Here is a 21,476-nt window from a genome sequence, read left to right as displayed (position 1 = left end):
TCTCACCCTCGGTTGCGGACGAGCGCGTGCGGGCGGATCAGGCGAAGGCCTCGATGGGCGGGCAGGCGCAGACGAGGTTGCGGTCGCCGTAGGCCTGGTCGATCCGGCGGACCGGCGGCCAGTACTTGCCGCGCACCAGCGAGCGGACCGGGTAGACGGCCTCCTCGCGGCTGTACGGGTGCGTCCACTCCTCGGCCGTCAGGCACTCGGCGGTGTGCGGGGCGCCGCGCAGCGGGTTGTCGTCCACCGGCCACTCCCCCGCGCCGACGCGGTCGGCCTCGGCCCGGATCCCGATCATCGCGTCGATGAAGCGGTCGATCTCGGCGAGGTCCTCGCTCTCCGTCGGCTCGACCATCAGGGTCCCGGCGACGGGGAAGCTCATGGTCGGCGCGTGGAAGCCGTAGTCGACGAGGCGCTTGGCGACGTCGTCCACGGTCACTCCGGTCGCCGCCGTCAGCGGGCGGATGTCGAGGATGCACTCGTGGGCGACGAGCCCGTTGTCCCCCGTGTAGAGCACCGGGTAGTGCTCGCGGAGGCGCGCAGCGACGTAGTTGGCCGAGAGGACGGCCGCCCCGGTCGCGGCCCGCAGGCCCTCCTCGCCCATCATCCGGGCGTACGCCCACGAGATCGGCAGGATGCCGGGGCTGCCGTAGGGCGCTGCCGACACCGGTGCGCCGCCGTGGACGATCCGCTCGCCCTGCGTGCCCACGCCGTGCTCGAGCCGCTGCGCGAGCGGGTGACCGGGCAGGAACGGCGCGAGGTGCGCCTTCGCGGCGACGGGACCGACGCCGGGACCGCCTCCGCCGTGCGGGACGCAGAACGTCTTGTGCAGGTTGAGGTGCGAGACGTCGCCGCCGAAGTCTCCGAAGCGGGCGAAGCCCAGAAGCGCGTTGAGGTTCGCGCCGTCCACGTACACCTGTCCGCCGGCCTCGTGGACGAGGCGGCAGATCTCGGCGACCTCGTGCTCGTAGACGCCGTGGGTCGACGGGTAGGTGATCATCAGCGCGGCGAGGGAGCCCGCGTGCTCGGCGATCTTCGCCCGGAGGTCGTCCAGGTCGACGTTGCCGAGCTCGTCGCAGGCCACGACGACGACGCGCATGCCGGCGAGGACCGCGCTCGCGGCGTTGGTGCCGTGGGCGCTCGAGGGGATCAGGCAGACCGTGCGGTCCTCGTCGCCGTTCGACCGGTGCCAGCCGCGGATCGCCAGCAGGCCCGCGAGCTCGCCCTGCGAGCCGGCGTTGGGCTGGAGCGACACGGAGTCGTAGCCGGTGAGGTGGGCGAGCCACCCCTCCAGCTGGTCGATCAGCGCCAGCGAGCCCTGCACGTCCGCCTCGGGGGCGAACGGGTGCAGGTCCGCGAACTCGGGCCAGCTGACCGCCTCCATCTCGGTGGCGGCGTTGAGCTTCATGGTGCAGGAGCCGAGCGGGATCATGCCGCGGTCCAGCGCGTAGTCCGAGTCGGCGAGGCGCTTGAGGTAGCGCATCATCGAGGTCTCGCTGTGGTGGCTGCTGAAGACCGGGTGCACGAGGAAAGGCGTGCGGCGGTCGAGCTCGGCGGGGATGCTCCGCGCGGAGCCGCCGAGGAAGCCGAACGACGAGTCCAGCTGCCCGACGGCGGTCGCGACGGCGATCACCTCGAGGTCGGTGACCGTCTCGTCGATCGACACCGAGACCGTGTCGGCGTCGACCAGGCGCACGTCGAAGCCGGCCTCGCGGGCGCGGGCGACCGCCGCCTCCGCACCGCCGGGCACGACGACCGAGACGGTGTCGAAGAAGTCGGCGTGCCGGAGGGAGTGGCCCCGGTCGAGGAGGAGGCGCGCGAGGAGCGCGGCCCGGCCGTGCACGCGCTCGGCGATCGCGGCGAGCCCGTCCGGTCCGTGGTAGACCGCGTACATCGCCGCCATGACCGCCAGGAGGACCTGCGCGGTGCAGATGTTCGAGGTCGCCTTCTCGCGGCGGATGTGCTGCTCGCGGGCCTGGAGGGACAGGCGATAGGCGGGGTGGCCGTCCGCGTCCTGGCTGACGCCGACGAGACGGCCGGGCAGCTGGCGCTCGAGTCCCTTGCGGACGGCGAGGTAGCCGGCGTGCGGTCCTCCGAAGCCCAGCGGGACGCCGAAGCGCTGCGTGGTGCCGACCGCGACGTCCGCGCCGAGCTCGCCCGGCGAGCGCACCAGGGTCAGCGCGAGCAGGTCGGCGGCGACGACGGCCAGGCCTCCGTGGGCCTTCACCGCGGCGAGCACCGCCGACGGATCCCAGAGGTGCCCGGACGCGCCGGGGTACTGCACGAGGGCGCCGAAGCACTCCGGCACCTCCTCCGCGGCGGTGCGCGAGAGCGGGAGCTCGACGATGCGGATGCCGACGGCCTCCGCGCGGCCGCGCAGCAGCGCGAGGGTCTGCGGGAGAGCGTCGGAGTCGACGACGAAGACGTCGGTGCGCGCCTTCGAGGCGCGGCGCGCGAGCAGCATGGCCTCGACGACGGCCGTGCCCTCGTCGAGCATCGACGCGCCGGCCGTGTCGAGGCCGGTGAGGTCGGAGACCATCGTCTGGAAGTTGATCAGCGCCTCCAGGCGCCCCTGCGAGATCTCGGGCTGGTACGGCGTGTAGGCCGTGTACCAGCTGGGGTTCTCGAGCACGTTGCGCTTGATCACCGCGGGGGTGTGCGTGCCGTAGTAGCCGAGGCCGATCATCGGCCGACGCACCGTGTTCCTCGCGGCGAGGGCGCGCAGCTCGGCGAGCGCCTCCGTCTCGGTGGCCGGAGCGGGCAGCACCCGCGGGAGGTCGCGGACGTGGATCGACTCGGGGACGGCGGCGGTGACGAGCTCCTCCACGGAGTCGTAGCCGAGAGCCGCGAGCATGGTGCGCTGCGCGTCGGCGTCGGTCCCGATGTGGCGGGACTCGAAGGCGCCGGGGGTCCTGGTGGCCGCCATCTACTCGCCGACCAGCTCGGTGTAGGCGGCCGAGTCGAGGAGGCCGTCGGGCAGGGCGTCGAAGCGGACCCGGATCAGCCACCCCTCGCCGAACGGGTCGGAGTTGACGAGCTCGGGGCTGTCGACGACGGCCGTGTTGGCCTCGAGGACCTCGCCGTCGACGGGGGCGAACAGCTCGCCCACCGACTTGGTCGACTCGATCTCGCCGACGACGCTGCCGCCCTCGACGCGGGCTCCCGCCTCGGGGAGCTCGACGAAGACGACGTCGCCCAGCTTGTCCGCGGCGTAGGCGGTGATGCCGACGGTCGCGACCTCTCCGTCGACCCGGATCCACTCGTGGTCGGAGGTGTACTGCAGCTCGGTGGGCACGGCCATGTCAGTTCTTCTTTCTCGAGTAGAAGGGGAGCTCGGTGACGGTCATCGGGAGGCGCGTGCCGCGGATGTCGACGGCGAGCGCCGTCCCGGGCTGCGCGGAGGCGGGGGCGACGTAGGCCATCGCGATCGGGACGCCCAGGGTCGGCGAGAGGACGCCGCTGGTGACCACTCCGACCTCGTCGTCGCCGGAGAGGACGGTGTAGTCGGCACGGGCGGCGCGGCGGCCCTCGCCGACGAGCCCGACGAGCACGGGAGCGTCTCCGGAGGGACCCTCCTCGCTGGCCGCGCGGCCGACGAAGTCGATCGGCTTCCCGAAGGCGACGACGCGGCCGAGGCCGGCCTGTGCGGGGAAGACGTCGCGGGAGAGTTCGTGGCCGTAGAGCGGCATGCCCGCCTCGAGGCGGAGGGTGTCGCGGGCGGCGAGGCCGGCGGGGACGAGGCCCGCTCCGGCGCCGGTCTCGGCGAGAGCCTGCCAGAGCGCGGGAGCGGAGTCGGGCGAGACGTAGATCTCGAAGCCGTCCTCGCCCGTGTACCCGGTGCGCGCGATCAGGATCGGGTGCGCCTCGAAGGTCGCGGGCACGGCGCGGTAGTAGCGCAGCTCCGCGAGCAGGCGGGCGGCGTCGTCCGTGTCGAGCACCGACTCCGCTCCCCGCTCGGTCTCGACGGCGAGGCCCTGGACGTTCTGCAGGATCTCGAGCGAGCGCGGGCCCTGCAGCGCGATGAGGGCGACGTCGTCGCTCTCGTCGAACAGCTCGCACTCGAACATCGCGGTGCGGTCGCGGAGCGTCTCGACGACGATGTGCCGGTTGGCCGCGTTCGCGACGACCATGAAGCGGTCCTCGCCCGTGCGGTAGACGACGAGGTCGTCGATCACGCCGCCCGTGCGCTCCAGGAGAAGGGCGTACTTCGCGCGGCCGGCGGCGACGGCCGAGATGTCGCTCGCCAGCGCGTAGTCGAGGGCGTCGACCGCCTCGGGGCCGACGACGAGGATCTCGGCCATGTGCGAGAGGTCGAAGAGGCCGGCGGCGGTGCGCACGGCGTGGTGCTCGGCGAGATCGCCGGAGTAGCGGACCGGCATCTGCCACCCGGCGAAGTCGGTGAAGGACGCGCCGGCGGCGACGTGCACCTCGTGCAGGGGCGAGTAGCGGGCTTCGGGGCTGGTCGTCGGGGTCTCGGACATGAGTTCTCCATTTCGTCGCAGTGCTGGACTCGCGCCGCGTTCGCGGCAGAGCACAGCAGTGCCGTGGGAACTCCCCCTCTGTCGTGGAGCCTGAGAGATTCGCGCCGCCCCGAGGGGTCGAGCGCTTTCACCATGGGCGGATCCGAGCGGATCGCTTTCCAGAGTGGCCAGTTCGACGCGGTACAAGACCTGAGAGATTGGCGGGGAGGCTTGCTCCTTCGGTGCCGACCGGAGTCGGCTCTCCCGCGTCGCGTATTGCGGCCCGGTATTCGGTTGTGCGGTCAGCCTAGCGGTGAGGGCGGACCCTGCGCGGCGTGTCGCCTCTTCCGCTAGGTGTTCAGGTGTTCGTGACACTAAGGTTATCTCAGCACTTACAGTCGGTGCGACTCTTAGTAGGGGGCACCGGATGTCGGACGTGCAGCTCGCCGTGTCGACGGTGATCTTCGCCCTGCGGCCGCACCCGGAGACCGGAGCGAGCACCGTCTGGATCCCCGTCGTCCGGCGCATCCGCGAGCCGTTCGAGGGACTCTGGGCACTGCCCGGCGGACCGCTGCATCCGGACGAGGACCTCGCCGAGTCGGCCCGCCGCACTCTCCGCGAGACCACGGGCCTGGCTCCGCGCTACCTCGAGCAGCTCTACGCCGTCGGCGGCACCGACCGCTCCCCCGGCGAGGACCGCGTCGTGTCGATCGTCTACTGGGCGCTCGTGCGCTCCGCCGAGGCCGACGAGGCCATCGTGGGAGAGAACGTCGCCTGGCTCTGCACCGATCTGCCGCTCGAGCTCGCCTTCGACCACGGACTGATCGTCGACTACGCCCTCTGGCGCCTGCGCAACAAGATGGAGTACTCCCGCATCGCGCAGGCCTTCCTCGGCGGCGCCTTCACCCTGTCCCAACTGCGGGAGGTCCACGAGGCCGTCCTGCAGAAGCCCCTCGACCCGGCCAACTTCCGCCGGACGATCGAGAGCTCCGGCACCGTGGTGCCCACCGGGGAGCGCCTGACGGGCACCCGCCACCGTCCCCCGCGCCTCTACCGCTACGACGAGTCGGCGGCGCTCGTCGACAACGGCCCGCTGCCCGTCTGAGCGCGCCGCCCGACTCCCCCACCCGCCTCACGAGGAGAACACCGTGACATCCGTCGACAGCACCATCCGGCTCATCGAGGGCGGCTCCGCGCCCGGCGCCACCTGCGCGCCCGAGCTCGCGGAGGCCCCCTGGTCGTTCGACCTCGGCCTGCCCGCCTACGGGCCCGGCGCCTCCCAGGCCGACCCGATCCCGGCCGACGCCCCGGTCCAGGGACGTCTGCCGGAGGAGTACACGACGGCGAGCGCCGACGAGCTGCACCACCGCATCCTCGCGGCGAAGGAGACGCTCGGCGAGCGGGTCGTCGTGCTCGGGCACTTCTACCAGCGGGACGAGGTGGTGCAGTACGCCGACTACGTGGGCGACTCGTTCCAGCTGGCGAAGGCGGCGACGAGCCGGCCCGACGCCGAGGCGATCGTCTTCTGCGGCGTGCACTTCATGGCGGAGACGGCCGACATCCTCTCCGGACCGGAGCAGGCCGTGATCCTCCCGAACCTGGCGGCCGGCTGCTCGATGGCGGACATGGCCGACATCGACTCCGTCGAGGACGCCTGGGCCGAGCTCACCGAGCTCTACGGCACCGAGCCGGACGCCGACGGCCGCGTGCCGCTCGTCCCGGTCACGTACATGAACTCCTCCGCCGCGCTGAAGGCGTTCTGCGGCCGCAACGGAGGCGTGGTCTGCACCTCCTCGAACGCGGCGACCGTGCTCGAGGACGCGTTCGCGCGCGGACAGCGGGTGCTGTTCTTCCCCGACCAGCACCTCGGCCGCAACACCGCCAAGGCGATGGGCGTGCCGCTGGAGCGGATGCCGATGTGGAACCCGCGGAAGCCGCAGGGCGGCTCCGACACCGCGACGCTCCTGGACGCGCAGGTGATCCTCTGGCACGGCTTCTGCTCGGTGCACAAGCGCTTCACGACGGCCCAGATCGCGAAGGCGCGCGCCGAGCACCCGGGCGTGCGCGTGATCGTGCACCCGGAGTGCCCGATGGCGGTCGTCGACGCGGCCGACGAGTACGGCTCGACCGACTACATCGTGAAGGCGATCCAGGCGGCACCCGCGGGATCGACCTTCGCGATCGGCACCGAGATCAACCTGGTGCAGCGCCTCGCCGTCCAGTACCCGCAGCACACGATCTTCTGCCTCGACGACGTGGTCTGCCCCTGCTCGACCATGTACCGCATCCACCCCGGCTACCTCGCCTGGGTGCTCGAGGGACTGGTCGCGGGGACGGTGCTCAACCGGATCGAGGTCGCGGAGTCGGTGCAGGCCGAGGCGCGCATCGCCCTCGAGCGGATGCTCGCGGCCGTTCCGCCCGCCGGGCCGGCGGCGGTCTGACATGGCGCGGGTCGTCGTCGTCGGCAGCGGCATCGCCGGGCTGGTCGCCGCGCTGACGGCGCAGCACCGCCACGAGGTGCTGCTCGTCACCAAGGGCGCGCTGGCGGAGTCGTCGACGCGCGCCGCGCAGGGCGGGATCGCCGCGGTCACGGCGCCGGGCGACTCCGTGGCGCTGCACGTGGAGGACACGCTCACCGCCGGTGCGGGCCTCGCCGTGCGCTCGGCGGTCGAGGTGCTCTGCGCCGAGGGGCCGGAGGCGGTCGCGGTGCTGCAGGAGTGGGGCGTCGGCTTCGACCGCGAGGGCGGCGAGCTGGCGCGGGGACTCGAGGGCGCCCACTCGCGTCCGCGGATCCTGCACGTCGGCGGCGACGCGACGGGCGCCGCGATCGAGGCCGCGCTCGTGGCGGCGGTGCGGGCCTCGTCCGTCGAGGTGCGCGAGCACGCCGCCCTGGTCGACCTGGTGCGGGAGGGCGGCTCGGTCACGGGCGCCGACGTCCTGCACGACGGCGTGCTCGAGCGCCTGGCGGCCGACGCGGTCGTGCTGGCCACCGGAGGCGCCGGGCAGCTCTACCGGCACACCACCAATCCGTCCGTCGCGACCGGGGACGGGCTCGCCGCCGCCCTGCGGGCGGGAGCGGAGACGGCGGACCTGGAGTTCTACCAGTTCCACCCGACCACGCTCGCGCTGCCGGGCGGCTTCCTCGTCTCGGAGGCGGTGCGCGGCGAGGGCGCGGTGCTGCGCGACGCCGCGGGCGAGCGGTTCCTGGCCGGGGTGCACCCCGAGGCCGAGCTGGCGCCGCGCGACGTCGTGGCGCGCGCGATCGCGGAGCGGATGCGGCTGCAGGGCGGACTGCCCGTGCACCTGGACGCCCGGGCGATCGACCCCGAGGTGCTGGCGAAGAGGTTCCCGACGATCTCGGCGGCCTGCCGCGAGAACGGGCTCTCGCTCGCCGACGACCTGCTGCCCGTGACTCCGGCCGCGCACTACTGGATGGGCGGGATCGCGACCGACCTGGACGGGCGCACCAGCCTCCCCGGGCTGCTCGCAGTGGGCGAGGTCGCCCGCACCGGCGTCCACGGCGCGAACCGCCTCGCCTCCAACAGCCTGCTCGAGGGCGTCGTGTTCGCGCGCCGCGCGGCGCTCGCCCTCGACTCCCTCTCCTGGAGCGGCGGCCCGGTCGCCCCTCCCCGCGCCGTCGTCCCGATGACGCTCGACCGCACCGCTCTCCAGGACGCGATGTGGGCGGGAGCCGGCCTCTCCCGGGACGCGGCGGGGCTCACAGCGGCGCGCGACGCGCTCGTCGCCTCCGCCTCGCCCGCTCCGCTCGGACTGAGGACGCTCGAGGACGCGAACCTGCTGACCTGCGCCCTCGCTCTGATCGACGCCGCGCTCGCGCGCACGCACTCCGTCGGCGCCCACCACCGCACCGACTCCCCCGACCCCGCGACGGCGAGCGCCGCCGCCCCCACCAGAGAGGCGGCCCTTCCGTGCTGACCCGCCAGAGCATCGACCGCGTCGTCACCCTCGCCCTCGAGGAGGACGCGCCCTGGGGCGACCTGACCTCCGACACCCTCCTCCCCGCGGACGCCACCGCGAGCGCCGCCCTCGTGGCCCGCGAGCCCGGCGTCTTCAGCGGCGGCGCCGTCCTCGTCGGCACGATGCGGCAGGTCGACTCCCGGATCCGCTGCTCGGTGCTCGTGGAGGACGGCGCGGTCTTCGAGGCCGGGCAGACCCTCGCCCGCATCGAGGGCCCCGCGGGCGGCGTGCTCCGCGGCGAGCGCGTCGCGCTCAACCTCGTGCAGCGGATGAGCGGCATCGCCACCCTGACGGCGCAGTACGTCGCTGCGGTGGAGGGGACGCGCGCCCGCATCGTCGACACCCGCAAGACCACGCCGGGTCTGCGCGCGCTCGAGAGGCACGCCGTCCGCAGCGGCGGCGGCCGCAACCACCGCTTCTCGCTCTCGGACGCGGTGCTGGCGAAGGACAACCACCTCGCGGTGCTCGCCGCGCGCGGGATCGACCTGACCGCGGCCCTGCGGGCGGCGCGCGCCTCGATCCCGCACACGGCGCACCTCGAGGTCGAGGTCGACCGGCTCGACCAGATCGAGCCCGCGCTGGCGGGAGGCGCGGACACGATCATGCTCGACAACTTCACCCCCGAACTGCTCCGCCAGGGCGTCGCCCTCATCGGAGGGCGGGCCGTGGTCGAGGCGAGCGGCGGCGTCGACCTCTCGACCGTGCGCGCGATCGCGGAGGCGGGGGTCGACGTGATCTCCGTCGGCGCGCTCACCCACAGCGTCCGCTCGCTCGACCTCGGCCTGGACATCGCGGTCGAGTGATCTACCTCGACCACGCCGCGACCTCGCCCGTGCGCCGCGAGGTGCTGGAGGCCATGTGGCCGTTCCTCACCGCCGAGTACGGCAACCCGTCGAGCAGCCACTCGCTCGGCGACGCCGCGGCGCGCGCGCTGGAGACGGCGCGCGCTCACGTGGCCCGCTTCCTCGGCGGCCGCGCCTCCGAGACGCTCTTCACCTCCGGCGGCACGGAGTCGATCAACACGGCGGTCAAGGGCCTCGCGCTGGGGTCGCCGCGCGGACGGCACCTGGTGATCTCGGCGCTCGAGCACGAGGCTACTGTCGAGTCGGCCGACCACCTCCGGCGCCTGCACGGCTTCGAGGTGTCGACGGCCCCCGTCGACGCGACCGGCCTGCTCGACCTCGACGCGCTCGCCGCGCTGGTCCGGCCGGACACCGCGCTGGTCTCGGTGCTCGCGGCGAGCAACGAGATCGGGACGGTGCAGGACGTGCCGGCGATCGCGGCACTCTGCCGATCGCGGGGCGTGCCGCTGCACGTGGACGCCGTCCAGGCCGCCGGCTGGCTGGACGTCGCGGGCTGGGGCGCCGACGCGGTCTCGGTCTCGGGGCACAAGCTCGGGGCGCCGAAGGGCGTGGGGGCGCTGCTGCTGCGCAGCCGGCTCCCGTTCGAGCCCCTGCTGCACGGCGGCGGCCAGGAGCGGGAGCGGCGCTCGGGCACCGAGAACGTGGCCTTCGCGGTCGCGCTCGGCACCGCGGTGCGCCTGCTCGATCCGGACCGCGCGGCGCGGGTCGGAGCGGTCCGCGACGCGTTCGCCGAGCGGGTCGCGGCCCTGGCTCCCCGGGCCGTGCCGCTGGGCTCCGCGGCGCACCGGCTCCCCTCGATAGCCGCGTACGCCGTCCCCGGGCGCAGCGGCGAGTCGACGCTCCTCGAGCTGGAGGAGCGCGGCGTCGTCGTCTCGAGCGGCTCGGCGTGCGCCGCCGGGCGCGACGAGCCCTCGCCCGCGCTGCTGGCCCTCGGCCTCGATTCCGACGTCGCCCGGACCGCCGTGCGGTTCAGCTTCGGCGAGGGCGCCACGCTCGAGGAGGCCGAGGCCGCGTCCTCCGCGCTCGCCGCGGTCCTCGCCTGAGACCTCTCGCAGCGGATCCCCGTCGATCGGGAATGTCCAGGGAGTGCGCCGCTGTTCTCCCTCCGTACCCCGCATCCGCGCCCGCGAGTCGAGCCGTCGATGCGCCCCTCACACCGATCCCCCTCACGACCGGAGAACACCTGTGACCGAGCGCAGCACCCTGCCCGCCGCGCGGCCCGCCGCACCCGCCGCCGCCACTACCCTCGAGCCGCGCAGCCGCCTGGTCATCAGCCTCCTGCTGGTGTCGGCGTTCGTCGTGATCCTCAACGAGACGATCATGAGCGTGGCACTGCCCGACCTCATGCGCGACTTCGACGTCGAGGCGCACGTGGGCCAGTGGCTCTCGACCGCCTTCATGCTCACGATGGCCGTCGTCATCCCGATCACGGGCTACCTGATCCAGCGGCTGCACACCCGCACGCTCTTCGCCGCCGCGATGATCCTCTTCAGCCTCGGCACCCTCACCGCCGCGCTCGCCCCGACCTTCGCGGTCCTCCTGGCGGCCCGCGTGGTGCAGGCCGGCGGCACGGCCATCATGATGCCGCTGCTGATGACGACCGTGATGACGCTGGTGCCCCCGGCGATCCGCGGCCGGATGATGGGCAACATCTCGATCGTCATCTCGGTGGCTCCGGCCGTCGGACCGACGATCTCGGGCGTCATCCTCAACTTCCTCGGCTGGCGCTGGATGTTCTGGATCGTGCTGCCGATCGCGATCGGCGCGCTGCTCCTGGGCCTGCGCAAGGTCGAGAACGTCACCGAGCCCCGCTCCATCCCGATCGACTCGCTCTCGGTCGTCCTCTCGGTCTTCGGCTTCGGCGGCCTCGTCTACGGCCTGTCGAGCCTCGGCGAGGGCGGAGCCGCGGTCGTCGCGCCGTGGATCCCGTTCGTCGTCGCGGGTCTCGGCCTCGCGGGCTTCATCGCGCGCCAGCTGCTGCTGCAGCGCACCGACCGGGCCCTGCTGGACCTCCGGACCTTCTCCTCCGCGAACTTCACCATCGTCATCGCGATGATGGCGGTCAGCATGTCGGCGCTCTTCGGCACCCTGATCCTGCTGCCCCTCTACACGCAGAACGTGCTGGGCCTCACTCCGCTGGAGACCGGGCTGCTCCTGCTCCCCGGCGGCCTGCTGATGGGCCTGCTCGCGCCGTTCGTCGGCCGCGGCTACGACCGCTTCGGCCCGCGCGTGCTGCTCGTGCCCGGCTCGATCGTCGTCGCCGGCGCGCTGTGGGGGTACACCCTGCTCGCGGCGGACTCGTCGCCCTGGTTCGTCCTCTCGCTGCACGTCACCCTCAGCCTGGGCCTCGCCTTCGTCTTCACGCCGCTGTTCACCGCCGGCCTCGGCTCGGTGCGCCCCTCGCTCTACTCGCACGGCAGCGCGATCATCGGCACCGTGCAGCAGCTGGGCGGCGCGGCGGGCACGGCGCTGTTCGTCACCGTCCTCTCGATCCGGTCGGCGGAGCTCGCGCAGGGCGGAGCCGACGAGGTCGCCTCCTACGCCGGGGGCATCCACTCCGCGTTCCTGTGGGGCGCGTCGATCGCGACGGTCGCGATCGTGGCCGCGTTCTTCGTCCGCCGCCCGGCGGAGTCGGACGCGCCGCTCCCGATGGCGCACTGAGCCGGGCGGGCCGACCCCGCCTGTTCACCTCCGCGTCACCCCGCCTCCCTACGGTGTCGCCCCGGCCGCCGCGCTCCCGATCGCGCGGCCGGGACGGAGACGAGACGTGACCGAGACGGCCGGCCCCCAGGACGTGCTCGACGCCGGAGCGGCCACCCCTCCTCCCCGCACGCTGGTCGACGTCCTCCGCGACACCGCGGAGCGCCACCCGGACGCCTCCGCGCTGGAGGACCCGGCCGGAGCGCTCAGCTACCGGGAGCTGCTGGCCCGCACGGTGCAGCTCGCGGGCGAGCTCACCACCGCAGGGGTCCGACGCGGCGACCGCGTCGGGATCCGCATGCCCAGCGGCTCCCGCGAGCTCTACCTCGCGATCCTGGCCGTCCTCGCCGCGGGAGCCGCGTACGTCCCGGTGGACGCGGACGACCCCGAGGAGCGGGCGCGCCTCGTCTTCGGCGAGGCCGCCGTCCGCGGCGTGATCACCGGCTCCGGCCGCTTCGAGCGCACCGGCGCCGACGAGCCGGCCGCCCGCCTGTTCACCGCGAGCGCGCCGCACCCGAGCACGGCGTCGATCCCGCTGCTGCAGCCGCCCTCGCTCGAGGACGACGCCTGGATCATCTTCACCTCCGGCTCCACCGGAACCCCCAAGGGAGTGGCGGTCAGCCACCGCTCCGCCGCCGCCTTCGTCGACGCCGAGGCGCGCCTGTTCCTCCAGGCGGAGCCGCTCGGCCCCGGGGACCGGGTGCTGGCCGGTCTCTCGGTCGCGTTCGACGCGTCCTGCGAGGAGATGTGGCTCGCCTGGCGGCACGGCGCCTGCCTCGTCCCCGCTCCCCGCTCGCTGGTCCGCAGCGGCATGGACCTCGGCCCCTGGCTGACCACGCACGGCATCACCGTGGTCTCGACCGTGCCGACCCTCGCGGCGCTCTGGCCCGCGGAGTCGCTCGAGAACGTCCGCCTGCTGATCTTCGGCGGCGAGGCGTGCCCGCCGGAGCTCGGCGAGCGCCTGGCCGTCGAGGGCCGCGAGGTCTGGAACACCTACGGGCCGACCGAGGCCACCGTCGTCGCCTGCGCCGCGCCCCTCGGCGGGCCTCCCCCGGTGCGCATCGGGCTGCCGCTGGACGGCTGGCGGCTCGCCGTCGTGGACGCGGACGGGCAGCGGATCGGCGAGGGCGAGGTCGGCGAGCTGGTCATCGGCGGGGTCGGGCTCGCGCGCTACCTCGACCCGGTCAAGGACGCCGAGAAGTACGCGCCGGCACCGCTCCTGGGCTGGGAGCGGGCCTACCGCTCCGGCGACCTGGTGCGCTTCGAGAGCGCCGGCCTGATCTTCCAGGGGCGCGCGGACGACCAGGTGAAGCTCGGCGGTCGGCGGATCGAGCTCGGCGAGGTCGAGGCGGCGCTGCAGGCGCTCCCCGGAGTCTCGGGGGCGGCGGCCGCGGTCCGCACCACGGCGGCCGGCAACCAGGTCCTCGTCGGCTACCTGGCCCTCGCCGGCGGCCGGGAGCTCGACCGCGACGCGGCGCTCGCCCGCCTGCGTGAGGCGCTGCCCGCATCCCTCGTGCCGCTGCTGGCCGTGGTCGAGGAGCTGCCGACCCGCGTCTCCGGCAAGGTCGACCGCGCCGCACTCCCCTGGCCGCTCGCCGTGGGCACGACCGAGGACGCCTCCCTCGACCCCGAGGAGGCGTGGCTCGCCGCCCTCTGGCGCGACGTGCTCGGCGTGCCGGTCGACGAGCGGGCGAACTTCTTCGACCTCGGCGGCGGCTCCCTCGCCGCCGCCCAGCTGGTCGCGCGGATCCGCGAGCGCGACCCCGAGTTCACGGTCGCCGACGTCTACGCCCACCCGCGTCTCGCGGCGATGGCCGCCGAGATCCAGAGCCGCTCGACCGGCACTGCGGAGGTGTCCGCTCACCGCATCGCGCCGGTCCCCCTCAGGATGCGCGTGCTGCAGACCCTCCTCGGCGCACCGCTGCTCGTGCTCGGCAGCGCCCGCTGGGTCACTGCGATCCTCACCGCCACCGCGGTGCTCGACCTGGTGCCGGGGTTCGGCTGGCTGCCCACCGCTCCGCTCGCCGCGCTGATCCCCGCGTTCGCGCTCTTCCTCACGCCGTTCGGGCGGATGGGGCTCACCGTCCTCGCCGCGCGCACCCTGCTGCGCGGGATCCGAGCCGGAGACCACCCGCGCGGCGGGAGCGTGCACCTCCGGCTCTGGCTGGCGGAGCAGATCGCGTTCCAGCTCAAGGCCGTGAGCCTCGCGGGCGCGCCCTGGGTCGCCTATTACGCCCGCGCGCTCGGCGCCCGCATCGCCGACGACGTCGACCTGCACTCCCTCCCTCCGCTGACCGGGATGCTCACGCTCGGGCGCGGCGCCGCGATCGAGCCCGAGGTCGACCTCTCCGGCTACTGGATCGACGGCGACGTCCTGCGCGTCGGTGCCGTCCGGGTCGGCGCCGGCAGCACGGTGGGCGCGCGCAGCACGCTCCTCCCCGGCGCCCGGATCGGCAAGCACGCGCAGATCGAGCCGGGATCGGCCGTCTTCGGGCGGGTGCCGGCCGGGCAGCGCTGGGGAGGATCCCCCGCCCAGCGGCTCGGCAGGGCGAACGCCGGGTTCCCCTCGGAGCGCCCGGCGCGCCGCCCGGGCTGGGTCTGGGCGTACGGAGCGTCCGCGGTCGGCCTCGCGGCGGTCCCGGTCCTCGCCCTCGCGGCCGGGCTCGCCGTCGTGGCCGCCGCCGTGCGCGGCTCGGCCGGCCTCGGCGCCGCGCTCGGGCCCGCTCTCGCCGCCCTCGTGCCCGCCGTCGCCGTCTCCGGAGTCGTCCTCGCCGCCCTCGTCGTCGTCCTGGTGCGCCTGCTCGGCCGGGGCGTCGAGCCGGGCACCCACCCTGTGCGCGGTCGGATCGGCTGGCAGGTCTGGTCGACGGAGCGGCTGCTCGACTCCGCGCGGGTCCTGCTCTTCCCGCTCTACTCGGGCCTGTTCACCCCGGTCTGGCTGCGGCTCCTCGGCGCGAAGGTCGGACGCGACGTCGAGGCCTCGACGGTGCTGCTCCTGCCCGCGATGACGACCATCCGCGACGGCGCGTTCCTCGCCGACGACACGCTCGTCGCCTCCTACGCGCTCGGCGGCGGCTGGATGCGGCTCGCCCGCGCCGAGATCGGCGAGCGCGCGTTCCTCGGCAACTCCGGCATGGCCGCGCCCGGCCACACCGTGCCCGCCGGCGGACTCGTCGCCGTCCTCTCCTCCGCGCCCCGCAAGTCGAAGGCGGGCTCGTCGTGGCTGGGCTCACCGCCCGTGCGGCTGCGGCGCACCGTCGTCGAGGCGGAGTCGGCGCGCACCTTCCGCCCGGCCCGCCGACTCCGCGCGGCCCGCATCGCGTGGGAACTCGGCCGCTTCGTCCCGGTGGTCGTCTCGGTCGCGATCGGCCTCGGCGTGGTAGCCGGACTGCTCGCGCTGATCCAGACGCTCGGGGCGGTGCTCGCCGCGCTCGTGGGAGGCGTCGTGCTGCTGGCCGCCGGGGCGGTCGCCGCAGCCGTCTCCACCGCCGCGAAGTGGATCCTGATCCAGCGGGTCGAGCCGAGCGAGCAGCCGCTGTGGTCCTCGTTCGTCTGGCGGAGCGAGCTGGCCGACGCCTTCACCGAGATGGTCGCCGCGCCCTGGTTCGCCCACGCCGCCGCGGGCACTCCGGCGCTGGTCTGGTGGCTGCGGAGCCTCGGCGCCCGGATCGGACGCGGCGTCTGGTGCGAGAGCTACTGGCTCCCCGAGGCCGATCTGATCTCGCTCGGCGACGGAGCGACCGTGAACCGGGGCTGCGTCGTGCAGACGCACCTGTTCCATGATCGAATCATGAGCATGGATCTCGTGAGCCTCGACGCCGGCGCCACCCTGGGCCCGCACAGCGTGATCCTCCCCGCCGCGCGGATCGCCGAGCACGGCACGGTCGGCCCGGCCTCGCTCGTCATGCGGGGGGAGCTCGTGCCCGCGGGCAGCCGCTGGAGCGGCAACCCGATCGGCCCGTGGCGCGAGGTGCGCGTCGCCGACTACCACGCGCCCGTCGCGTGAGCCCCGCGCTGACCGGGCTCGAGACCGCCGGCGACCCCTACGTCCCCGGTATCGGGAACACCGGCTACCGCGTCGAGGCCTACGACCTCGACCTCGACTACCGCGTCGCCTCCAACCGCCTGGCCGGCCGGGCCGTGCTGCGGATCGTCGCGCTGCAGCCGCTCCGGCGGTTCTCCCTCGACCTCTCCCGGCTCCGCGTGTCCCGCGTCCGGATCGACGGACGCCGCGCCCGCCACGAGCAGGCGCCGCACAAGCTGCGGGTGTCCCCCGCCGAGCCGCTGGCCGCCGGCGAGAGCGTCGACGTCGAGATCGAGTACAGCGGCCACCCCGCCCCCCGCGCCAGCCACTGGGGCGAGCTCGGCTGGGAGGAGCTGGAGGACGGGGTGCTCGTCGCCTCGCAGCCCTCCGGCTCCTCCACCTGGTTCCCCTGCAACGACGACGTCGCCGAGAAGGCTCCGTACCGCCTGCGCGTCACCGCCGAGGAGGGCTACGCCGTGCTCGCGAACGGGGTGCTCGTCGACTCGAGCGCCCGCTCCGGCCGCCGCACCTGGCTCTACGAGCAGCGCGAGCCCAGCGCCGCTTACCTCGCCTCGGTGCAGATCGGCCGCTACGCGATCGAGGAGCGCGTGCTCGCCGGCGTCGCGGTGACCCTCGCCAGCCCCGCCGCCCTGGCCGCTCGGGTCGCGCACGACTTCGCTCCGCTCGAGCGCATGCTCGCCCTGTTCACGCGGCTGTTCGGGCCCTACCCCTTCGCCCGCTACTGCGTCGTCGTCACGGCGGACGAGCTGGAGATCCCGCTCGAGGCGCAGGCGATGGCGGTGTTCGGCGCCAACCACGCCGACGGCCGCGGCGGCTCGGAGCGCCTCATCGCGCACGAGCTCGCGCACCAGTGGTTCGGCAACAGCGTGGGCATCGCCCGGTGGCGCCACATCTGGCTCAACGAGGGGTTCGCCTGCTACGCGGAGTGGCTGTGGTCGGAGGAGTCGGGCCGCGCCACCGCCGACGCCTGCGCCCGCCGCCACCACGCGGTGCTGCGGGCTGCGGCGCAGGATCTCGTGCTCGCCGATCCGGGGCCGGTCGCGCTCTTCGACGACCGCGTCTACAAGCGCGGCGCGCTCACCCTGCACGCGCTGCGGCTCACCGTCGGCGACGGGCCCTTCCTCCGGCTGCTGCGGGAGTGGACGTCCCGCTACGCCTCCGCCGCCGTCACCGACGAGGAGTTCCGCGAGCTCTGCACCGAGGTCCTCGGCGAGGGCGTGGACGACCTGCTCGACGCCTGGCTCCTCGACGAGGAGCTGCCGCCGCTACCGTCCCGGCGCTGACACCAGCGAGTCCGCGAGCGCGTCGCCGTGCTCGCGCCGCCAGCCGATGATGGGCCCGGCGCCCGCGTCCCCCATCGGCCCGAGGGCGACGCTGACCCGCAGCGCGGGGTCCAGCTGCGGCTCGGCCAGCCGGAAGCGGACGCCGTCGATCCGCGCCTCCGCCGCGTGGTGCGACTCGTGCACGTGCACCCGGCGCGGGTCGAGCTCGAGCCCGCGACCGTCCGCCTTCAGTGCGGCCTCGATCCGGGTCCAGTGCAGGACGGGGTCGGCGGGGCGCATCCCGCCCGTGGCGAAGGGCGCCCCGGCGATGCGCGTGATCCGCTCCCCGCGCTCGGGCGTGCCCAGCGTCGGCTCCACATCGACGCCGACCGCACCGGCGCTGCTCGCCGCGACCACGACGGCGCCCGCGCAGTGCGCGATGCTCACCGACAGCAGCTCGAGCGCGCTCCCGCGTCCCTCCAGCCGCGGCCGGCCGTGCGCGCCCCCGCAGCGCGGGCAGCACGCGACGACCCGGACCTCCGACGCGCGCGTCCCCGTGAGCTCGGCCGCGAGCATCCGCAGGAGCACCCGCCCGAAGACGAAGCGCTCGGCCGCCGACGCGGCGACCGTGCCGGCGTAGCGCTCGCGCTCCTCGTCGCTCAGCAGCGGCAGCAGCCGCTCGGCGTCCAGCGTCTGCTCGTCGAGCGCCAGCCAGCGCAGGTGCACCCCCGGCAGCTCCGCGCCGATCCCCGACTCCCCCATGTCCGTCCCCCCGATCAGCTCGTCGCGGCGTGCTCGCCGCGCTCGTACACGTCCGCGGCCGATCCGACGATCAGCGGGTCCGGACCCAGCGGGCCCACGACCTCCTCGTCGCGTCCGTCGTAGTCGTAGAGGCTCAGGACGTAGCGCATGGCCTCGAGCCGGGCGCGCTTCTTGTCGTTGCTCTTCACGATGGTCCAGGGAGCGTCGGCGGTGTCGGTCGCCGCCATCATCGCCTCCTTGGCCGCGGTGTAGTCGCCCCACTTGTCGAGCGAGGCGAGGTCCATCGGCGAGAGCTTCCACTGGCGCACGGGGTCGATCATGCGGATCGTGAACCGGGTGCGCTGCTCCTCCGCCGAGACCGAGAACCACAGCTTCACCAGGTCGATGCCGTCGCCGACGAGCATCCGCTCGAACAGCGGCGTCTGGCGGATGAACTCGTCGTACTGCGCCGGCGTGCAGAAGCCCATCACGCGCTCCACGCCGGCCCGGTTGTACCAGGAGCGGTCGAAGAGGACGATCTCGCCGGCGGCCGGCAGGTGCGAGACGTAGCGCTGGAAGTACCACTGACCGGCCTCGCGCTCGGTCGGCTTCTCGAGTGCGACCACGCGGGCTCCGCGCGGGTTGAGGTGCTCGGTGAAGCGCTTGATGGTGCCGCCCTTGCCCGCGGCGTCGCGCCCCTCGAAGACGACCACGAGCCGGCGCCCGTGCTTCTTGATCCAGTTCTGCAGCTTCAGCAGCTCGATCTGGAGGAGGCGCTTGCCCGCCTCGTACTCCTCGCGCGACATCCGCTCGTCGTAGGGGTAGCCCTCGCGCCAGGTGTCGATCTGCGTGCCGTCGCGGCGCAGGAGCACGGGATCGTCGTCGTCCTCGTCCAGCACGACGAGGTCCCGCGCGTCGGCGGGCGTGAGCGTGCGGAGCAGCTCGGGAGTGGGACGGAGGGCGTCATCGGCGGTGTCGGGCACGGAGGGACGCTAGTGCGGCCGTGCAACGCTCCGGTGAACGGCGGGTATCCCCGCGTCTGCGGGGAGGACGGTCGGACGGGCTGCCGCGCCGATCGCGGTCCCGGCCGCCGGATGCGCAGGCTGATCACGGCGGCTGTACGCAGCCGAGGCTGCAGTGCTCGATCCGGGGCGTTCCCGCGAGGATCGACCGGCTCCGCCTCGTCTCGGGACGGCGTCAGCCGGTGAACGCCGCAGGAGGCAGGTCGGTCTCGCCGTCCTCGACCGCGTCGAGCAGCCGGTCGACCACGTCCTGCGGCGCCAGACCCGCGCCGAAGCGGGGCGCGTCTCCCGCGAGCGGGTGCCGGGACAGCTCGGTCTCGGTGTGGCCGGGACGCGCGTCGAGCAGGAGGACGCCCGCCCGCTTGTACTCGCGGGCCGAGGCCTTCACGAAGGAGTGCAGTGCCGCCTTCGAGGCGGAGTACGCGGCGAGTCCCGCGGTCGGAGCCTCCGCCACCACGCCGCTGATGGTCAGCGCGAACGGCTCGCGCCCCTCGCCCGCCGACGCGACGAGCGACGGCAGCGCGGCGGTCAGCACCCGGATCGGCGCCAGCGCGTTCACCTCGACGAGCTCCTCCAGAACGGCCGGATCGAGCTCGGCGGAGGGCCCGAAGGCCACGACGCCCGCGGCCACGACGACGCCGTCGAGGCGCCCGTGCCGCTCGAGCACCTCGGCGACCACGCGCCGGGGCTCGTCCTCCCCGCGCAGGTCGGCGACCAGGGGTGCCTCGCCGAGCGCCGCGGAGTCGCGCCCCGAGCGCACCGCTACGGCACCGCGCGCCTCCAGCGAATCGGCCAGGAGGCGGCCGAGGCCGCCCGAGGCTCCGAGGACGAGGACGACGGCACCGTCGAGACGAGTCATGTGGCGAGCCTAGACGGGTGCGCTGTCGCGGATCGGCACTACCGTCCGAGCGACCGGCCCCCTACCGTGAGGCCCATGACACGACTGCAGAGCCGTGCCGTGCTGCACCGCCTGCTCGAGGTCCTCGAGGATCCCGCCCCCGTCACCATCGGCCACGCGCGTCACGTCCGGATGCTCGTCCGCGAGGCTCTGGAGTGGATCGCCGGCCCTCGGGCGCACGAGTCCGGTGCGTGGAGCGGCCCCGCTTCGGGAGAGCTCGCGGCCGCGCTCGCCCCCGAGGATCCCGCCGCCACGGACCCGGGTCTCTGACGCTCCCGCCCTCCTCGTAGACTCGTTCGCCGGAGGAACGGGGTGTCGATGGACGAGGGTGCGCCGGCGGGCTGGTACCGCGACGAGGCCGATGCGGCCGAGATGCGCTGGTGGGACGGCAGGCGGTTCACCGGAGCGCGCCGCTCCGCGCAGGACAGTGACGCGGTGGTGCGGGACGCACCCGTCACCTCCGCCACGGAGCGCGTCGTCTACCGCCTCCCGAACGCCGACGGCGCCCCGAGCGTCGACGCCCTCGCCGAGGCCGAGCGGATCGAGGAGATCGCCGATCTGATCGGCCGCACGCTCGAGCAGGGCGAGATCGACGAGCGGACCCTCGAGGTCGACCTGATCCCCGAGCCCGACCACCCCACCGGCCTCGACGCCGTCTCGGTCCGGGCCGGCGGCCGCGTCCTCGGCTACCTGCCGAACGCCTCCGCCCACCGGGCCGCTCTCGACCGGGTCGTGGCGAGCGGAGCCGTCCCGGTCACGACCGCGCGCCTCCGGGTCGAGCGCGGCGAGGAGGGCCTGCGGGCCGTCCTCCGCGTCGCCCTCGTCGCCCCCGAGCTGCTCGTGCCGCTCAACGGTCCGCCCGTCGAGCGCCACTCGATCCTCCCCTGGTCGCGGGGCCTGCCGGTCCTGCGCGAGGACGAGCACTTCGCCCGCCTCTCGACGGTCGTCCCGGCGAGCGGCCGCGGCCTGCTGCTGGTGACCCTGCACCCGGCCGGCGACCTCGTCGAGCTCCGTCTCGACGGCGAGCGGGTGGGCGAGCTCTCCCCGACCCTCTCGGCGGATTTCGCCCCGACCCTCCGCCACCTCGCGAGCCTCGGCCTCACCGCCGCCGCCTACGCCTCCCTCCGCGGATCCCCGCTGAAGGTCGAGCTCACACTGCAGGCCGCGAAGGCCGCGGAGCTGCCCGCCGAGTGGGTCGACGGCCGTCCGGTCACTCTCCCCCGACTCCTCCCGCCGGCCCGGACCTACTCCGTCCCGCCCGCGTACACGGCGCCGCTGCGTCCCACTCCCCGCAGCTCGGAGGCGGTCTCCCGCTCGCTCCGCCGGACCGTCGCCTGGGTGGTCGTCGGCGTCTGCACCCTCGTCGGGCTGTCGAGCTGGCTGATCGGGGACGTGCTGAACTGACGGGGCGGGGCGGACGTCCGGGGATGTGACCGGTTTCGTGTCGGACTCCCGGGGTCGGCGATCCCGCACCTCCGCGCAGAAGCGCCCGGCTCGCGGATCCGGG

At 74.3% G+C, this 21,476-nt stretch carries 16 protein-coding genes and 1 riboswitch; of the genes, 10 read left to right on the top strand and 6 right to left on the bottom strand.

Annotation, left to right across the window (positions count from 1 at the left end; translation table 11 throughout):
* Positions 1 to 37 precede the first annotated feature (37 nt).
* The 3 genes from gcvP to gcvT are packed head-to-tail and all read right to left on the bottom strand — an operon-like array spanning position 38 to position 4,481.
* Complete coding sequence (gene gcvP / locus C5C53_RS04530) at positions 38 to 2,926, bottom strand: aminomethyl-transferring glycine dehydrogenase (protein ID WP_104266939.1); 2,889 nt, start codon at positions 2,924 to 2,926, stop codon at positions 38 to 40.
* Positions 2,927 to 3,301 carry a glycine cleavage system protein GcvH gene (gcvH, locus tag C5C53_RS04525; RefSeq protein ID WP_104237541.1) on the bottom strand — a complete coding sequence of 125 codons (375 nt, stop codon included), beginning with the start codon at positions 3,299 to 3,301 and terminating at the stop codon, positions 2,927 to 2,929. It lies immediately after the preceding gene.
* A 1-nt stretch (position 3,302) separates the two neighbouring features.
* The gene (gcvT, locus tag C5C53_RS04520) at positions 3,303 to 4,481 is read right to left on the bottom strand and encodes a glycine cleavage system aminomethyltransferase GcvT (protein WP_104266938.1); all 1,179 of its coding nucleotides are present in this window, start codon (positions 4,479 to 4,481) and stop codon (positions 3,303 to 3,305) included.
* 168 nt (positions 4,482 to 4,649) lie between these two features.
* Positions 4,650 to 4,737, bottom strand: a riboswitch (glycine riboswitch).
* Positions 4,738 to 4,887: 150 nt separating this feature from the next.
* Here gcvT and C5C53_RS04515 point away from each other — a divergent pair.
* The 8 genes from C5C53_RS04515 to C5C53_RS04480 all read left to right on the top strand — a co-directional run bounded on the left by C5C53_RS04515 (position 4,888) and on the right by C5C53_RS04480 (position 17,329).
* Positions 4,888 to 5,565, top strand: coding sequence for an NUDIX domain-containing protein (locus tag C5C53_RS04515; protein WP_104266937.1), 678 nt, complete (start codon positions 4,888 to 4,890; stop codon positions 5,563 to 5,565).
* Between the two features lie 43 nt (positions 5,566 to 5,608).
* Positions 5,609 to 6,901, top strand: a complete 1,293-nt coding sequence (nadA, locus tag C5C53_RS04510; RefSeq protein WP_104222968.1) for a quinolinate synthase NadA — start codon at positions 5,609 to 5,611, stop codon at positions 6,899 to 6,901.
* Position 6,902: 1 nt separating this feature from the next.
* On the top strand, positions 6,903 to 8,396 hold the full coding sequence (gene nadB, locus C5C53_RS04505) for an L-aspartate oxidase (RefSeq protein ID WP_104266936.1): 1,494 nt from the start codon (positions 6,903 to 6,905) through the stop codon (positions 8,394 to 8,396).
* The gene (gene nadC, locus C5C53_RS04500; RefSeq protein ID WP_104266935.1) at positions 8,390 to 9,241 is read left to right on the top strand and encodes a carboxylating nicotinate-nucleotide diphosphorylase; all 852 of its coding nucleotides are present in this window, start codon (positions 8,390 to 8,392) and stop codon (positions 9,239 to 9,241) included. The genes nadB and nadC overlap by 7 nt, the downstream gene beginning before the upstream one ends.
* Positions 9,238 to 10,344: a cysteine desulfurase family protein gene (locus C5C53_RS04495; RefSeq protein WP_104266934.1), complete on the top strand. Its 1,107-nt coding sequence runs from the start codon at positions 9,238 to 9,240 to the stop codon at positions 10,342 to 10,344. Before nadC ends, C5C53_RS04495 begins: the two co-directional genes overlap by 4 nt.
* A 142-nt stretch (positions 10,345 to 10,486) precedes the next feature.
* The gene (locus C5C53_RS04490) at positions 10,487 to 11,962 is read left to right on the top strand and encodes a DHA2 family efflux MFS transporter permease subunit (protein ID WP_104222964.1); all 1,476 of its coding nucleotides are present in this window, start codon (positions 10,487 to 10,489) and stop codon (positions 11,960 to 11,962) included.
* A 106-nt stretch (positions 11,963 to 12,068) separates the two neighbouring features.
* On the top strand, positions 12,069 to 16,007 hold the full coding sequence (locus tag C5C53_RS04485) for a Pls/PosA family non-ribosomal peptide synthetase (protein WP_181127710.1): 3,939 nt from the start codon (positions 12,069 to 12,071) through the stop codon (positions 16,005 to 16,007).
* Positions 16,004 to 17,329 carry a M1 family metallopeptidase gene (locus C5C53_RS04480; RefSeq protein WP_258068979.1) on the top strand — a complete coding sequence of 442 codons (1,326 nt, stop codon included), beginning with the start codon at positions 16,004 to 16,006 and terminating at the stop codon, positions 17,327 to 17,329. The genes C5C53_RS04485 and C5C53_RS04480 overlap by 4 nt, the downstream gene beginning before the upstream one ends.
* Here the strand turns inward: C5C53_RS04480 and C5C53_RS04475 are convergent.
* The 3 genes from C5C53_RS04475 to C5C53_RS04465 form a co-directional block, all read right to left on the bottom strand.
* A complete protein-coding gene (locus C5C53_RS04475; protein ID WP_104262476.1) occupies positions 17,312 to 18,070 on the bottom strand; it encodes a 4'-phosphopantetheinyl transferase superfamily protein in 759 nt (252 codons plus the stop codon). The two genes, C5C53_RS04480 and C5C53_RS04475, sit on opposite strands and share 18 nt — an antisense overlap.
* A gap of 14 nt (positions 18,071 to 18,084) precedes the next feature.
* Positions 18,085 to 18,945, bottom strand: a complete 861-nt coding sequence (gene ppk2, locus C5C53_RS04470; protein ID WP_244229668.1) for a polyphosphate kinase 2 — start codon at positions 18,943 to 18,945, stop codon at positions 18,085 to 18,087.
* Positions 18,946 to 19,246: 301 nt separating this feature from the next.
* Positions 19,247 to 19,930 carry an SDR family oxidoreductase gene (locus tag C5C53_RS04465; protein WP_104246619.1) on the bottom strand — a complete coding sequence of 228 codons (684 nt, stop codon included), beginning with the start codon at positions 19,928 to 19,930 and terminating at the stop codon, positions 19,247 to 19,249.
* Between the two features lie 75 nt (positions 19,931 to 20,005).
* On the opposite strand from C5C53_RS04465, the gene C5C53_RS04460 reads away from it, so the two are divergent.
* Positions 20,006 to 20,239 carry a hypothetical protein gene (locus tag C5C53_RS04460; protein WP_104325343.1) on the top strand — a complete coding sequence of 78 codons (234 nt, stop codon included), beginning with the start codon at positions 20,006 to 20,008 and terminating at the stop codon, positions 20,237 to 20,239.
* Between the two features lie 48 nt (positions 20,240 to 20,287).
* Complete coding sequence (locus C5C53_RS04455) at positions 20,288 to 21,373, top strand: DUF2510 domain-containing protein (protein ID WP_104266933.1); 1,086 nt, start codon at positions 20,288 to 20,290, stop codon at positions 21,371 to 21,373.
* Positions 21,374 to 21,476: the final 103 nt, after the last annotated feature.

The organism is Rathayibacter sp. AY1E3 (genome assembly GCF_002932235.1).
GTDB lineage: Bacteria > Actinomycetota > Actinomycetes > Actinomycetales > Microbacteriaceae > Rathayibacter.
The sequence above is the reverse complement of the archived record's forward strand: the minus strand, read 5'-3'. Positions and strand labels throughout refer to the sequence as shown.

Bases quoted from the DNA above. Each gene is read 5' to 3' on its own strand.
- nadB (WP_104266936.1), top strand. From the start codon at position 6,903: ATGGCGCGGGTCGTCGTCGTCGGCAGCGGCATCGCCGGGCTGGTCGCC.
- C5C53_RS04460 (WP_104325343.1), top strand. From the start codon at position 20,006: ATGACACGACTGCAGAGCCGTGCCGTGCTGCACCGCCTGCTCGAGGTC.
- gcvH (WP_104237541.1), bottom strand. From the start codon at position 3,301: ATGGCCGTGCCCACCGAGCTGCAGTACACCTCCGACCACGAGTGGATC.
- C5C53_RS04455 (WP_104266933.1), top strand. From the start codon at position 20,288: ATGGACGAGGGTGCGCCGGCGGGCTGGTACCGCGACGAGGCCGATGCG.
- C5C53_RS04515 (WP_104266937.1), top strand. From the start codon at position 4,888: ATGTCGGACGTGCAGCTCGCCGTGTCGACGGTGATCTTCGCCCTGCGG.
- gcvP (WP_104266939.1), bottom strand. From the start codon at position 2,926: ATGGCGGCCACCAGGACCCCCGGCGCCTTCGAGTCCCGCCACATCGGG.
- gcvT (WP_104266938.1), bottom strand. From the start codon at position 4,481: ATGTCCGAGACCCCGACGACCAGCCCCGAAGCCCGCTACTCGCCCCTG.
- C5C53_RS04475 (WP_104262476.1), bottom strand. From the start codon at position 18,070: ATGGGGGAGTCGGGGATCGGCGCGGAGCTGCCGGGGGTGCACCTGCGC.
- C5C53_RS04465 (WP_104246619.1), bottom strand. From the start codon at position 19,930: ATGACTCGTCTCGACGGTGCCGTCGTCCTCGTCCTCGGAGCCTCGGGC.